Annotated in this window: 10 protein-coding genes; 2 read left to right on the top strand and 8 right to left on the bottom strand. The window is 64.2% G+C overall.

Going from position 1 to position 13,653, the window contains the following annotated elements; translation table 11 throughout:
• The coding region (locus CRO01_RS13430) for a glucose-6-phosphate isomerase (protein ID WP_099458954.1) at positions 1 to 1,176 on the top strand (1,176 nt) is incomplete at its 5' end.
• Between the two features lie 32 nt (positions 1,177 to 1,208).
• Here CRO01_RS13430 and CRO01_RS13435 read toward each other — a convergent pair.
• From CRO01_RS13435 to CRO01_RS13450, 4 genes are all read right to left on the bottom strand, one after another.
• Positions 1,209 to 2,177, bottom strand: coding sequence for a carbohydrate kinase family protein (locus tag CRO01_RS13435; protein WP_097009685.1), 969 nt, complete (start codon positions 2,175 to 2,177; stop codon positions 1,209 to 1,211).
• Positions 2,174 to 2,809, bottom strand: coding sequence for a transcriptional regulator GfcR (gene gfcR / locus CRO01_RS13440; RefSeq protein ID WP_097009686.1), 636 nt, complete (start codon positions 2,807 to 2,809; stop codon positions 2,174 to 2,176). The genes CRO01_RS13435 and gfcR overlap by 4 nt, the downstream gene beginning before the upstream one ends.
• A 117-nt stretch (positions 2,810 to 2,926) precedes the next feature.
• The gene (locus CRO01_RS13445) at positions 2,927 to 4,177 is read right to left on the bottom strand and encodes an HAD family hydrolase (RefSeq protein ID WP_097009687.1); all 1,251 of its coding nucleotides are present in this window, start codon (positions 4,175 to 4,177) and stop codon (positions 2,927 to 2,929) included.
• A gap of 73 nt (positions 4,178 to 4,250) precedes the next feature.
• A complete protein-coding gene (locus CRO01_RS13450; protein ID WP_097009688.1) occupies positions 4,251 to 6,512 on the bottom strand; it encodes a GH32 C-terminal domain-containing protein in 2,262 nt (753 codons plus the stop codon).
• 119 nt (positions 6,513 to 6,631) lie between these two features.
• On the opposite strand from CRO01_RS13450, the gene CRO01_RS13455 reads away from it, so the two are divergent.
• Positions 6,632 to 8,863: a TrmB family transcriptional regulator gene (locus tag CRO01_RS13455; protein ID WP_097009689.1), complete on the top strand. Its 2,232-nt coding sequence runs from the start codon at positions 6,632 to 6,634 to the stop codon at positions 8,861 to 8,863.
• Between the two features lie 112 nt (positions 8,864 to 8,975).
• Here CRO01_RS13455 and CRO01_RS13460 read toward each other — a convergent pair whose 3' ends face one another.
• The 4 genes from CRO01_RS13460 to CRO01_RS13475 form a co-directional block, all read right to left on the bottom strand.
• Positions 8,976 to 9,257 (bottom strand): hypothetical protein, encoded by a 282-nt coding sequence (locus tag CRO01_RS13460; RefSeq protein ID WP_097009690.1) that lies wholly within the window; start codon positions 9,255 to 9,257, stop codon positions 8,976 to 8,978.
• On the bottom strand, positions 9,254 to 11,545 hold the full coding sequence (locus CRO01_RS13465) for an ABC transporter ATP-binding protein (protein ID WP_097009691.1): 2,292 nt from the start codon (positions 11,543 to 11,545) through the stop codon (positions 9,254 to 9,256). Before CRO01_RS13465 ends, CRO01_RS13460 begins: the two co-directional genes overlap by 4 nt.
• A 61-nt stretch (positions 11,546 to 11,606) precedes the next feature.
• Positions 11,607 to 12,605, bottom strand: a complete 999-nt coding sequence (locus CRO01_RS13470) for an ABC transporter permease (RefSeq protein ID WP_245838555.1) — start codon at positions 12,603 to 12,605, stop codon at positions 11,607 to 11,609.
• A complete protein-coding gene (locus tag CRO01_RS13475) occupies positions 12,592 to 13,602 on the bottom strand; it encodes an ABC transporter permease (RefSeq protein ID WP_097009786.1) in 1,011 nt (336 codons plus the stop codon). Before CRO01_RS13475 ends, CRO01_RS13470 begins: the two co-directional genes overlap by 14 nt.
• Positions 13,603 to 13,653 lie beyond the last annotated feature (51 nt).

Here is a 13,653-nt window from a genome sequence, read left to right on the forward strand (position 1 = left end):
GCGAACGCCGAACACGGCTACGCCGCGTTGAACCTGCCCGGGACGGCCGATCCCGACGCGATCAAAGCGACCGTCGAACCGGTGGCGGACGCCGAAGCGCTGGTGATCGTCGGCATCGGCGGATCGGCGCTGGGCGCGGCGACGCTCGCCGACGCGCTCGACAGCGAGGTCGACACGTACGTTCTGGATAACGTCGACCCCGAGCACACGACCGCCCTGCTCGACGACCTGCCGCTGTCCGACACAGCTGTGAACGTCGTCTCACGCTCGGGAACGACCGCGGAGACGCTGGCGAACTTCCTCGTGGTTCGGGAGGCGTTCGAGACCGCGGGCGTCAACTGGACCGAGCGCACGGTTGTGACAACTGGTGAGGCGGGACCGCTGCGGGACCTCGCTCGCAAGCACGACCTGCCCGTGCTGAAAGTGCCCGACGGCGTCCCCGGCCGGTTTTCAGTGCTGTCGACGGTGGGGCTGGCTGCGGCGGCGATTCGGGGCGACGACCTCGACGCGCTGCTCCAAGGCGGCCGGGATGTGGCCGAGAGCCTTTCGGGGTCGCTGTTCGAGTCGCCGGCCTACGCCTACGGCGCGACGACCTACGCGTTAGACAACCGCGGCGCGTCGATCAACGCAATGATGCCCTACGCTGAGGGATTAGAGACCTACGCGGAGTGGTACGCCCAGTTGTGGGCCGAGAGTCTGGGCAAGGACGGACTGGGCCAGACGCCGGTACGCGCGCTGGGGGCGACCGACCAGCACTCTCAACTCCAACTCTACCGGGCGGGACCGCGCAACACGATGGCGACGTTCGTCCACCCGCGCGAGCGCGAGGACCGGGCGATCCCGGCGACCGACGTGGAGGGGCTGTCGTATCTCGGCGACGCCACGCTCGGGGAGCTACTGGACGCCGAATTCGAGGCGACGGAGGCCAGCCTCGCCGCGGCGGGCCGGCCCAACGTCCGGATCGAAATCGAGCGCGTCGACGAGCGCGGGCTGGGGCAGTTGCTGTATGGGCTCGAAGCGGCCTGCGTGCTGGCGGGTGAACTCCACGGCGTCGACACGTTCGTCCAGCCCGCCGTCGAGTGGGGCAAAAACGCCGCTCGCGGGCTGCTCGGCGCCGACGGACAGTTCGAGGAAGTCCGCGCCGTCGAGGACAAAGAGCGGTTGGTCGTCGAGTAGATCGGCCGCGCGTTATGATAAAGGGCGGACAGCTACTCCTCTGTGCCGTTGGTTGCTGCGAACTCGGCGATCGTCGTCCAGTCTGGGGGCGCCTCCATCGCACCAGTTGTCGTGGCTGAAAGCGCCGCAGACGCGTTTGCGAGGTCGACGATGCGACCCGGATCGGCCACGCCGCGGTCGAGTGCAGCGACCGTCGCGGCGACGAACGCGTCGCCGGCCCCGGTGGTGTCGACCACGTCCACGTCGAACCCGCTCCGTTCGACGAATGTGGGCTCCCACGGGGCGTCTTCGGTCGCAAACGCCGTCGCTCCTTCGCCACCGCGTGTGAGAAAGACCGTGTGCGGGCCATCCCGACACGCGGCTTCGCACCGCGCTTCGAGCGAATCCTGCTGGTAGCCAAGCTCGGCAAGCTCGTCGCCTGTCGCTTTGAGCACGTCTGCCATCCCGACCGCGTCTCGCAGCACGTCCGTCTCGTCGTCGTCCCACAGCTCCGGCCGCCAGTTCGGATCGAAGTAGACCGAACAGTCGGCCTCGCGTGCGCGTTCCAGCAGATCGAGCACGGCAGACCGGGCCGGCTCGGCAGCGAGCGCGACGCCGCCGACGTACACCCACTCGATCGCTTCGAGCGCGGTCGTCGGGACGGCGCCGGTTTCGAGTCGCGTGTCGGCGGTCCTGTCGCGGTAGAACGTGAACGACCGATCCCGTTCCTCGTCGTGAGCGACGAAGGCGAGCGTGGTCTTCGCGTCTGCATCCTGCTCGACGAAGCGGGTCGCCACACCGCGGTCCGCCAGCGTCTCGACGAGAAAGTCGCCGAAGGCGTCGTCGCCGACGCGGGTCCAGAACAGCGGATCGGCGTCGAACGCGGCGAGGCGTGCGGCGACGTTGGCGGGTGCACCCCCGGCGCGGCGCTGGAACGACTCCACGCCGTGAAGTTCGCCCGGCGTCTCGGGCAGCATATCGACCAGCGTCTCGCCGACGACGAGGAGCGAGCGCTCGCTCATTGTTCTCTCTCCACGTTCAAGTCGACCAGCGAGATGAGCGACCGGACCGGAACGTCGTCGACGCGGTCCATCCCACTTTTGTCGACGATGACGGCACAGCCGACGACGTTGCCGCCCTCGTTCTCGATCGCCTCGACCGTCTCGGTGATCGTCGTGCCCGAGGTGATCATGTCGTCGACGACGTAACAGTCGGCGCCGTCGACGGTCGAGAAGTTGTGCGAGAACGACCCGCTGTACTGGTCGATGTCCCCCTCCTCCCAGCGGTGTTTCCGCGGGGTGTAGGTGCTGAGATCGACTTCCAACTCGCTCGCAACGGCCGTCGCCACCGGGACGCCCGCCTTTTCGATGCCGACGACGAGGTCAGCAGGACCGTCCGTCGAGAGCACGTCGGCGAGCATTCCTCCGAGGTGGTCGAGCCGACGGCCGTTCTGGCCGACCGTGCTCCAGTCGATGTGGATGTCGTGTGGCGACTGGCTGCGGTCGGGCGGTGTCTCCGTGTCTGGCGTCGCGCGATCGATGAGCCAGCTCGACGTTTCGCGGGAGACGTTGAGTTCGTCTGCGATCTCGCCTTTCGAGAGTCCGCTCTCGGCCAGTTCCGCTGCTTCGGTGACGAGGCTATCGACGTTTTTCATGGATGAGGTGGTTGGGCTGTGAGTTCCGGTGGTCGGTCTGTTCGACAGTGCTGTGCGTCTGGGTGAGCATTTGGGTAAATGTCCGGATGCGTTGCTGTTGTAGCGGTGCGCGTGTCTTCATGTCTGGTAGGTCGCTGCCAGTTCGTTCAGTGCGTAGATGGCCCGGAGCATCTCGGAGCTGTTGCCCTCGTCGAACACCAGATCGTCGGTCTCGCGGACGAACTCCAGCACGTCCGTCGAGGCGTGTTCGGGGGCGGCACAGATGCCGGCCTCGGACTCGGTGAGCCAGCGCATGACTCTGAGGTCGCTCTTGCTGTCGCCCATCGCAACGGCGAACGGGTCGTCGATGCCGAGCACGTCGAAGGCGGCTTCGACGCCGGCGACCTTGTTGAGTTCGAGGCTGCCGATCTCGGCGGCGTCGGCCTCGTAGTAGGCCACGTCGATACGTTCGAGAAGCGACGTGACATCGTCCGGAACGTCTTCGAGGGCACACGTGGCCGTCTCCTCCCGGTCGGTGAGGACGCCGTCGATTTCGGGATCTGCGTCCGCGTAGAACGCCTTCGTCCACTGGCGGCCGTCGTCGCTGGGGTAGCCCAACTGCGTCGCAACGGCGTCGCCGAGCAGTTCGATCTGGTGGACCAGCCCCGCGTCGATGATCTCACGTGCGCGCTCGGAGCCGATCTTGAAGTTCGGCTTCACCGTGATGTTGAACTCGTTGCCCTGCAGGTGACAGTTCCGTCGGAGCTTCTCGGGCGCGTCAGAGAGTACACGCGAGCGAACGGCGTCGAAGATGTCGACGATCTCGTCGTCGAGCGATTCGTAGAGCAGGCGCTTCGTATCGGCGCCGTGTTCCGGCGTGAACACGCCGGTTCCGGCCTCGTAGACGATCGAGAGATTTCCGGAGTGAACGATCTCGCTGCCCAACCCCTGAATCATGAATCCCTTGACGTTCTCTAGGGTCTGGCCGGTACAGATCACGATCGGAACGCCCCGCTCGTGTAATTCGGTGAGGAAGTACAGCGCGTCCCGGGGAATCTCGTTGTCGGTCGTCGACGCCGACCGAAGCGTCTCGTCGACGTCGAGCACCAGCGCGTTGATCGGCCGCTCGTACTTGTTATACAGGTCGAGCGCCGTGAACGCCTGCGTCTCGGTCGCGTGGGCCGCAATCTCGGCGTACTCGTCACCGTTCGGGAAGCTACGGCGAATCTGGGTCTTCTGCTGGTCGAGGTCGTCCCGGACGGATTCCCACTGCTGCAAAGAGACCTGCGAGTCGAGCGGCGGAAACATGTTGACGAGATCCTGCCGCGCCCTGAGCGTCTCGGTGTCGACGCTGTCATAGAGCTCGTATAACTGGTGATAGACTTGCACGGAATCCTGTTTGCTCGGCAGCAAAATAAAAGATCCGTTACGGTATGGCGTCTCATGGCTCCCGCGTCAGTGCTTACTCGTATGCGCTATCAAGTTTCCACACCGCCAACTGTTCGATGGTCACGTCTCCGTCGGCCCACGCTTCGATGCCGACCGATCGGTCGTCCTCCGGATACAGTCGCGTAGTGACGCTTTTCAGGCCGTTCACGTAGACTTCGAGCATCGACCCGTCGAGGTACACGTGTAGGTCGAGATCCTCGCCGTCGAGGGCAATGTCGCCGCGATGGACCAGCGAGCTTCGCTCGGAGACTGCCGTTCGTGTTTCGATATTTCGAGTGCTGTGCTCGCGGTGGACGACGATCCGTCCCGTTCGCTCGTCGTAGTAGATGAAGGTCTCCTCGGAGCCATCGGGGGCAGCTCTGACCCGCAGGCCGTATCGCTGGGCGCCGCCGGACGCCATCGTCGTTCGGATTTCAGCTGTCGAACTTCCAACGCCGGCGAGCTCGTCGTTTGCCGACGAAAGGTCGGCGTCCTCGACGTGCGCAAGCCGCTCGGCACGGAGCGTCTGGAGCTCCTCGATCGGCTCGATGCCGAGCCGGCCGTCGTCACGCAGGAACAGGTGGAGGGGGAGGCCGCCGTTGTGCGCCCAGCCGGCGTCGTAGTGGTCCTGCGGTCGGCGTCCGTCCTGTGCGATCGTGAACAGGAGGCTCCGGCCGGTCTCCGGGTCGACCATGCCGTGTGGCCCGGTGAAGTGAAAGTCGCCGTAGTCGATCAGGCGGGGCGCCTCGTGATCGGGATCGAACCGACACGCCGCGGCGTCCCACTCGCCGAGCCAGTAGTACACCTCGACCTCGGCGGCCCCTTCGATCGGGCTGATGACGAGGACGTGCTTTTGAGCGCCCGTCTCGTCCTCACCGACCGGGAGCAAGACTGGGAGCTCCCAGACGTGACCGAGCTCCGGGTACTCCTCAGCGTCCGCGCTGTGGAGACAGCCACGGAACTCCCACTCGTCGAGGCTCGCGGACTCGTAGATCAGTGCCGCACCGCCACGGCCGTCATCGAATCCGGAGCCGACGAGGCAGTACCACGTCCCGTCCTCCCGCCAGACGTACGGGTCACGGAAGTCGTTGTCCCGCAGCCCGATCGAATGGGGTCGCTCGATGGCCGCCTCGTCGGCCTGTCGCCACGACGCCAACTGAGGGTCGTCAGGATTCTCTGGCCGCGCCGTCACGACGCGCTGGTCCGGCGTGCGATCCATGTCGCCCGCCGTGAAGAGCACGACTGGCTCGCCGTCGGCGTCGTGCGTCGAGCCGCCAGACCAGATGCCGTCGGGTGCGAGCCCGTCGATTTCGGGCGCAAGCGCTGGTCGGAGATGGCGCCAGTGGACGAGATCGTCGCTCACCCAGTGGCCCCAGTGGATGTTCCCCCAGTAGGGACCGCTCGGGTTGTGCTGGTAGAACAGGTGATACTGACCGTCGTGATACATCGGAGCGTGGGGCTCGTTCATCCAGTGGCCCGGCGGAATCGGGTGGTACTGCGGCCGATGTCGGTCGTCGCTGTACCGGGACGGATCGAGGGCGATCGTCTCGTACTCCAGTTGTGCCTCCTCGGCCGACGACTCGTAGCGCGCCTCGATGTCGGCGTCCTCGAGGGCTCGGTCACTAATTCGAAGCTCGTCGATCGCGCCGGCAAATCTGTTCAATTCGAACGCGTCGCCGACGGATTCTGTCTCGTTGTTCGCGCCGACCAGAACGGGAACGTCGGCAGGAACGACGGCGCTCTCGGCCTGGATCTGCTGCGACGCCACGCATTCACCGTCGACATGGAGTGCGAGCACGCCGTCGTCACCGTCGAAGACCGCCGCGACGTGCGACCAGTCGTAGCGTGAGAGCGGGTCGTCTGCTCGGACAGACTCCCAAGAGTTGCCCAGCCCGACCTGCAACGAGCAGCGGCCGTGCCCGTCGAGCCCGAACTCGAATCCCCGGTCGTCGTCGATGGCGTGGTTGCTGACGATAGCAGAGAGGCGTTCCGACGCCCGCCCCTCGAACGCCCGAGGCGCGATCCACGCTTCAATCGAGAGCGCCGCTGTCTCGCCATCGAAGAGTTGCTCCTCGTGTGTGAGTCCCGTCGAGTAGCCGTCGAACAGGAGGGCGTGCCCATCGACGCCGTCGATCCAGCGCGGATCGCTATCCGCTTGGAATCGCGCGTCGTCGAACGCGTGCTCGACGGCGTTCCGGCGTCCGGACACGACCTCCTTGGCGGTCGATCCCGTCCCCTCGTCGAACGGCCAGTGTGCCACGGTGTCGGCTACGTCGCTCTCGTCACGGTCGACCATACTGTCACCCGATGTGCCGCGAGCATAAAGATTCCTTTCGGCAGTCGAATCCACCGAGCTCGGACTAGCGGTTGCTGACCGCACAAACTACTATACTCCTCTGGTCCATCGGCGAGTACATGAGCGGTTACGAGGACCTAGACGAATCGGAAATCCGCAACTCGTTGCAGCGACACGTCGACATGTCGGAGTACGAGTCGCAGGTGTATCTCGCTCTCGTACAGACTGGCAAGCAGTCGATGCGGGATCTATCTGAGACGAGTGGCGTCCCCAAACAACGCGTCTACGACATCGTCGAGGAACTCAGAGAGCAGGGGTTCGTCGAACTCGACGACAGCTATCCCAAGAAAGCCTACGCGGTCGACCCGACGAAGACGCTCGGGCCGATCCAGACGCACGTCGAGCAGGTCCAAGACGCGCTCGAAGAGTTCCACAAGTCGGTGTCCGATGTCGACAGCGGCGTCGCCCAGTTCCGGAACCGGTCGACGATCGAGAAGTACATCACGGAACTGGTCGACAGCGCGGAGCGAACGATCTTCCTGATGACATCGATCGACCGGCTGCGGATCGTCGAGGACGCGCTGCGAAACCACTCCGACGTGCAGATACGGGTCGTTCTCACGGGACTCGACGAGGGACACGTCGTCGACGACCGGATCGAACTGAACAGCCCGATTCGGGAGTTTGCCGACTACGTTCGGGGAACGGTTCGGAGCGAGCCGCTCGTCCTCAGCGTTGACCGGAGCGCGGGATTCTTCTGGCCGACCGCCGACAGCCCGCGACAGCGGCCGCGAGAAGGGTTTTACGTCACCGACGAGGATCTGTCGTTCCTGTTCGATCGGTTCCTCTCGGACACGGTCTGGCCGCTGGGCTATCCCGTCAATCCCGAACAGCGGCGCTCCACGTCGCTTCCCCAGCGGTACTACCGGATCCGTGACTGCCTTGCTGATCTCGAAGTGCTCACCGACTCCGTTCCCCTCCGGACGTTGACGGTTCGGTTCGAGGGGTACAACAACGTGTCCGGGGAGCAAATCACCCGAGACGGACGCCTCGCGGGCTTTTACGCCTCGGAGTTCGACGACCGCGCCTACCTCGAAGTCGACCTCGTCGAGGGCGACAGCGGAACCACCCGGACGGTGACGGTCGGCGGCTGGCACTCCCGCCGCGAGGATTTCATGGCGACGAGCATCGAACTGGAGAAACACGAGGACTGGTCGGCCGAAGAGCTCGACGACGAAACGCTCGACCACATCGAGGCCTGCCGGAGAGAGCTCCCCGCCGAGATCGACGCCGGCGATGCCATCGTGGGGTTCGACGGCTACATCGACTACATCCGGTCGCTTGTCGGCGAGCGAAAGAGTCCGCGGATGTACGACGAGATCAACGAGTTCGACACGCTGCGCGAGATGGTGACGAGGGCGTCAGCACAGGATAAGACGCTCCAGTTCGAGTGGGTCGAAAGCAAGCGACTACCGGGCGGACACACTGCACACGTCGGGCAGGTGCTCGATACGGTCGGCTACGACGCGCAGCTCGTCGGCTTCTTCGGCCAGCCGATCCGCGAGGAGTTCAGCGAGGTCTTCGAAGAGGACAATCTCCTCAGCCTCGGCCCGCCGACCGTGACGGAGTACCTGCAGTTCGGCGACGGAAAGATGCTGTTCACCGACTCGGGCGGCCATCAGGCACTGAACTGGGAGACGCTACGGGAGTACGTCCCGTTGGAGACGCTGGCCAACCGGCTCGACGGATCGGACATCGTGAGCATCGGTGGCTGGGCGCTCATTCCGGAGATATCGACGATCTGGGAAGGCATCTACGAGCAGGTGTTTCCGCGGCTGTCGTCGCCGCCGAACGACATCGTCGTCTGTACGAGCGACGTGGATCACCTGACCGAGACGACGCTACGTTCGGACCTAGAGTCGCTGGGCATCCTCGACGACGCCATCCCCGTGACGGTCGTGACGACGAGCGAGCAGGCGGCGCATCTGGGTGATGTTCTCCTGTCCGGTGAGCAGGGCAAACGTGCGCTCCAAGCCACCGCCGAATCGCTCCGGAACGAGATCGGTGTGTCGCGGTTCGCGGTGACATCGGCGAAGGAGTCGGTCCTCGTCGGACCTGAGGGGAGCCAGCGGATCCGGTCGGCGCTGATTTCGGACCCGGCGGAGGAAGGAACGTTTGAGGACCACTTCAGCGCGGGCATCGCGCTGGGGCGTGCGGAATCGCTCTCGGATACGTCGACGCTCGCGCTCGGAAGTGCCGTGGCGAGTTATTTCAAGCAGCACCAAGAGACGCCCTCGCTCTCGGAGATCCGGACGTTTCTGGACACGTACGAAGATCAGGGAGCAGCCTGAGACGACCCCATTTCTCGCGTTTCAATAGCACGCCAAAACGAGACCTGACCGTTGGCGTCGAAAAGAGGCAGGAGACAACGGTTCTCGAAGGCGGCCAGCGACAGTCCGCTCTTCAGCGGCTCGTGACCACGAGGATGCTCCAGAGCGCGATGATGAGCAGGAGACACATACCGAGCACGACTGCCGTCGCCCCGATCAGCCCCGAAATCTGGTGGGCGAGTTTCGTACTGTCGGTCATCGGACCGGCCGCAACGTCGATCACAGCCCCGATCGTCGCCAGAACGACGGTCGCTCCGAACGTGTACACCAGCGCCTGATACTGGTCGAGCAGGATGCGTAGCCGACTGCGTTCGCGGGACTGCTCCGTGCCCCACTCGGCGTCGTCCACGCTCATCGGTCGTCCCTCCCTTCGTCGCCGGAGCGGTCGTCTGCGACGCGCTCTCCGCCGTCGGGGGCAGCCCGCTCTTCGGGGGGCTGGTCGGGGCCGAAGATGCTCTCATCGCCGTCGGCGCCGTCGAGCGGTTCGCTGTCCCAGTAGGGGTGATCGCCGTCACACTCTCGGAAGCAGGCGATCTCGTGGTCGTTGCCCGAACTCCCGTCTGCCGGGTCGAGCGACGGACACTCTTGGGTGCAGTGTTCGCGCGCTTTCGGACAGCGCGTCTGGAACGGACAGCCGCTCGGCGGGTCGACGGGATCCGGAATGTCGATGCTTCGGACCGGAAGCTCTCCCCCGCCGTCGTCGGGATCGATGTCCGCGGTCGACCAGCGGAGGATCTTCGTGTAGGGATGACGCGGGTTCTGGATGATCTCCTCGGCGGGCCCGATCTCGACGACGTTCCCGAGGTACATCACGCCGATCCGCCCGTCGACCTTCCCGGCGAGATACCGCGCGTTCTCGAAGTTGTGCGAGATGAACAGATAGGACGTGTCGAACCGCTGTTGCAGTTCGAGCATCAGGTCCATCATCTCGACGCGCAGGGACACGTCGAGCGCGCTCACCGCCTCGTCGGCGAGGATGAGGTCGGGGTTCATAAACAGCGCGCGAACGAGCGCGACGCGTTGTTTCTCGCCGCCTGAAAGCTGGTGGGGGTAGCGCTCGGCGTAGTCTCGCGCCGGCGAGAGCCCGACGTAATCGAGCATCGCAATGATCCGTTCCCGGCGGTCCTTGAACGTGAGTTCCTCTTGGGCCTGCTTGAGCGGCGTCTCCAGAATCTCCTGTACGCTCCGATTCGGGTTCAGCGAGCTGCCGGGGTCCTGATGGATGATCTGAAGCGACGAGCGGATCTCGTCGTAGACATCGTCGCCGTCGTCACGGGCGTCCCAGACATCGGTGCCGCGGTGGGAAACGGTGCCGTCGGTCGGCCGTTGGACGCCGATCGCCGTCTTCCCGAGCGTCGTCTTGCCACAGCCGGACTCGCCGACCAGCGCGACCACGTCGTTCTCGTAGATGTCGAGGTCGACATCGTTGACGGCGTACACCGTGTCGGTGTCACCGGTGAGTTTCGACCGAAGCCCCGAACTCTGTTCGAAGTGGACGTCCACGTCATCGAGCGAGAGCACCGGATCCTCGGACTGGTGTCCGGTGACGGCGTCCGTTTCGACGTCTTCGAGACTCTCCGTCGGGTTGAAGGGGATCTCTTCGCGTGCCTGCTCCCAGTGATGACACGCCGTTTCGTGATCCTCGCCGGCCTCGAAGAACGGCGGATCTTCCGAGCGACACTCGTCGGTCGCAAGGGGACACCGGGACGCGTAGCGACAGCCCGCCGCCGTGTCGACGGGATCGGGCGCCTGTCCCTCGATCGGCGTCATGGCATCCAGCGGCGTTTCGAGATTCGGGACGGCGTTGAGCAGATCCCGCGTGTAGGGGTGTGCAGGGTCGCGCAGGATCTCGTCGGTCGGCCCGACCTCGGCCATCTGGAAGGCGTACAGGACGCCGATGCGGTCGGCCAACCCGGCGACCAGCGGGAGGTCGTGAGTGATAAAGACGACCGTGAGGTCGTAACGCTCCTGTAGGTCTTCGAGGAGGCTCAGGATCGACCGCTGCATCAGCAGGTCCAGCGCTGCGGTCGGCTCGTCCATCACCAGCACTCTCGGTTTCAGCACGAGCGAGAGCGCGATGAGCGCGCGCTGTTGCATCCCGCCGCTCAGTTCGTGGGGGTACGCGTCGAGCACACGATCGGGGTCTAGGTGAAGTTCCCGTAACAGTTGGCGGGCGTGGTCCATCCCGTCTTTGAGGTTGTGGTTGTGGGCCTTCAGCGTCTCTGTGAAGTGGTCACGGATCCGCTGGGTCGGGTTGAACGAACTCATCGCCCCTTGGAACACCATCGAAATCTCCTTCCAGCGATACTGCTTCAGCAGATCTTGGTCGGCGTTTGCGATGTTGACCGGATCGCCGTTTTCGGGGTGGTAGATCACCTCTCCGGAAAGTTGGCCCGGATCGACCACCGCGTCCAGCAGCGCCGAGGCGAACATCGACTTCCCGGAGCCGGATTCCCCGACGACGCCGAGGATCTCGTTCTGCCGGATGTCCATTGACACGTTGTCCAGAACGCGCGATGTCCCGCGTTCCATCTCGAACTCGACCGAGGCGTTTCGCACCTCTATGATCACGTCCTGATCGGCCGATTCCGTGTCGGTTGTGCGCTGTGCGTCGTGTTCGTGCGTGTCGTAATCGGAACTCATGGTTGCCTCCTCGCGTGTGGCGAGTAGCTTGCTGGTGATACTCGATGCACTGGTGCGGCCGTCATTTCGACTCCCCTCCTTCGTGCCGATCACGTACTCTGACGTTGACGACCCGATCGAGACCCTGCGAGAGCATGATGAGCCCCCACGACAGGAGCACGATCGTCAGAAGTGGCCACAGCACTGTGTAGTACAGCTCCGACGACGTGACCGCGCCAGCGTCGTACGCTTTCTGCAGCATCACTCCCCAGTTGACTCCCTCGACCGGGAGGACTCCGAGGAAGTACAGCGCCACGGAGTTGAAGATCACGCCGCGACCCGACATCACGAAGTTGACGAGGATGAGCGGGAGTAGCTGGGGCGTAATGTCTTTGCGCATGATCGTGCCCGAGGAAACGCCCATGATCCGCGACGCTTCGACGTACTCCTCCTCGCGGATCGTGAGCACCTGCGATCGAAGCGATCGAGCCGTTCCGGCCCACGCGTTGATCGACACGAGGATGCCAACGAGAATCGGGCTAGTGGGTTCCCAGATCGCCCCAACGATGATGATCAACGGCAGCCCCGGAATCATCATGGCCGTGTCGGTTAGCGTCATCATGATCTCGTCGACGCGACCGCCCTTGTAGCCCGAGATGATCCCGACGGCCGCGCCGATACCCGTCGCAAACACCGCACCGCCGATCAGCATCAACAGCATGTCCGGCGTCGCGTGGATCAGCACTGCGAGGATGTCCTGCCCGAACTGGTCGGTCCCGAGAGGGTTCTCGCCGGCGTACGACGGGCTGTCCCACTTGCCCCCGTCTTGGTACGTCGGAGGAGCGGTGGTGTACACACCGACTGTCCCAGCATAGACGAACCCGAGCAGGACGAGGAATCCAGCCTTGAATCGCCAGTCCGACCACGCCAACAGGAACGTCTCCCAGTACCCCCGGAACTGCTTGGCGAGCCGGTCCCAGCGAGAGACGTCCTCGACAGAGACGCTCCCGAGCGGGATGTCCGACGACTGCACGTCCCCGCCGTCGGCCATCGGATTCCGTTCCTCGTCAGTAGGCTTCACTCTGATCACCTCCTGCGCCCGCTCGTGGGTCGATGAGTCCGTACGTTAGGTCTGCGACCGAGACGGCGATGACCACCGCGACGGAGATGATGAGGAAACCACCCATCATCAGCGGGTAGTCGCGGGCCGCGATCGCGTCGAAGAAGTAGAATCCGACACCGGGGTATCGGAAGATGTCTTCGAGGATAATCGAACCGCCGAAGATGAACCCGATCTGGATGACGAAGCCGGTGTAGATCGGAAGAATGGCGTTCCGGGCCACGTACTGGTTTGCGATGCGACTCGTGGGGAGCATCCGCAGTCGCGCGACGCGGATGTAGTCCTCGCCGAGGATTCTGATGCTGTTCGACCGCATTGCGAGCGTCTGCACGCCGAACCCGGTGACGATGACCGAAAGCATCGGCAAGGTCGCGTGTCGCAACAGATCGAGGATGTAGGGAATGTTAAAGCCCGGCGTGACGCCGAGACTCGTCCGGCCGGAGAGCGGATACATCCCCAGATTGGTGACGAAAACCGCAATGAGGATGATCGCCGCCACGTAGTACGGCACCGAGTTCAGTACGATGGCGATAGTGCTGATCGCCGAATCGAAGCGGCTGCCCTCCTTGTAGGCCAGCAGTGCGCCGAGCGAAATGGCGATGGCGAACGTCACGAGCATCGCCGTCCCGAGGACGAACAGCGTCCACGGGATCGCCTCCGCGTAGATCTGTGCGACAGGCTCGTTGTAGTACGTCGACTCGCCGAGATCGCCCTGCAGGACGTTCGTCACGTAGTTCCAGTACTGGACGTAAATCGGCTCGTCCGGTTTGACGCCGACGTAGGCCTGAACCAACTGGTCGACCTGTTCGGCGGGCATATCCGGATTCTGCTTGCGGAGCTTCGCGCGCATGTAATCCACGGGCCCACCGGGCATCAGTCGCGTGAGACCGAACGTGATCGAAATGACCAGTACCAGCGTCACGAACGACCGTATCACGCGTTTCACGTAGTAGTTCACGCGCACCACCTCTCGATCGTATTTTTCACTCTCATAGTGCTAGCAGTTGTG

This window comes from Natronoarchaeum philippinense, assembly GCF_900215575.1.
Classification (GTDB): Archaea; Halobacteriota; Halobacteria; order Halobacteriales; family Natronoarchaeaceae; genus Natronoarchaeum; species Natronoarchaeum philippinense.

What these genes read in the sequence shown, in the direction of transcription:
- CRO01_RS13465 (WP_097009691.1), bottom strand. Translation starts at nt 11,545, where the DNA reads ATGAGTTCCGATTACGACACGCACGAACACGACGCACAGCGCACAACC.
- gfcR (WP_097009686.1), bottom strand. Translation starts at nt 2,809, where the DNA reads ATGAAAAACGTCGATAGCCTCGTCACCGAAGCAGCGGAACTGGCCGAG.
- CRO01_RS13455 (WP_097009689.1), top strand. Translation starts at nt 6,632, where the DNA reads ATGAGCGGTTACGAGGACCTAGACGAATCGGAAATCCGCAACTCGTTG.
- CRO01_RS13435 (WP_097009685.1), bottom strand. Translation starts at nt 2,177, where the DNA reads ATGAGCGAGCGCTCGCTCCTCGTCGTCGGCGAGACGCTGGTCGATATG.
- CRO01_RS13450 (WP_097009688.1), bottom strand. Translation starts at nt 6,512, where the DNA reads ATGGTCGACCGTGACGAGAGCGACGTAGCCGACACCGTGGCACACTGG.
- CRO01_RS13460 (WP_097009690.1), bottom strand. Translation starts at nt 9,257, where the DNA reads ATGAGCGTGGACGACGCCGAGTGGGGCACGGAGCAGTCCCGCGAACGC.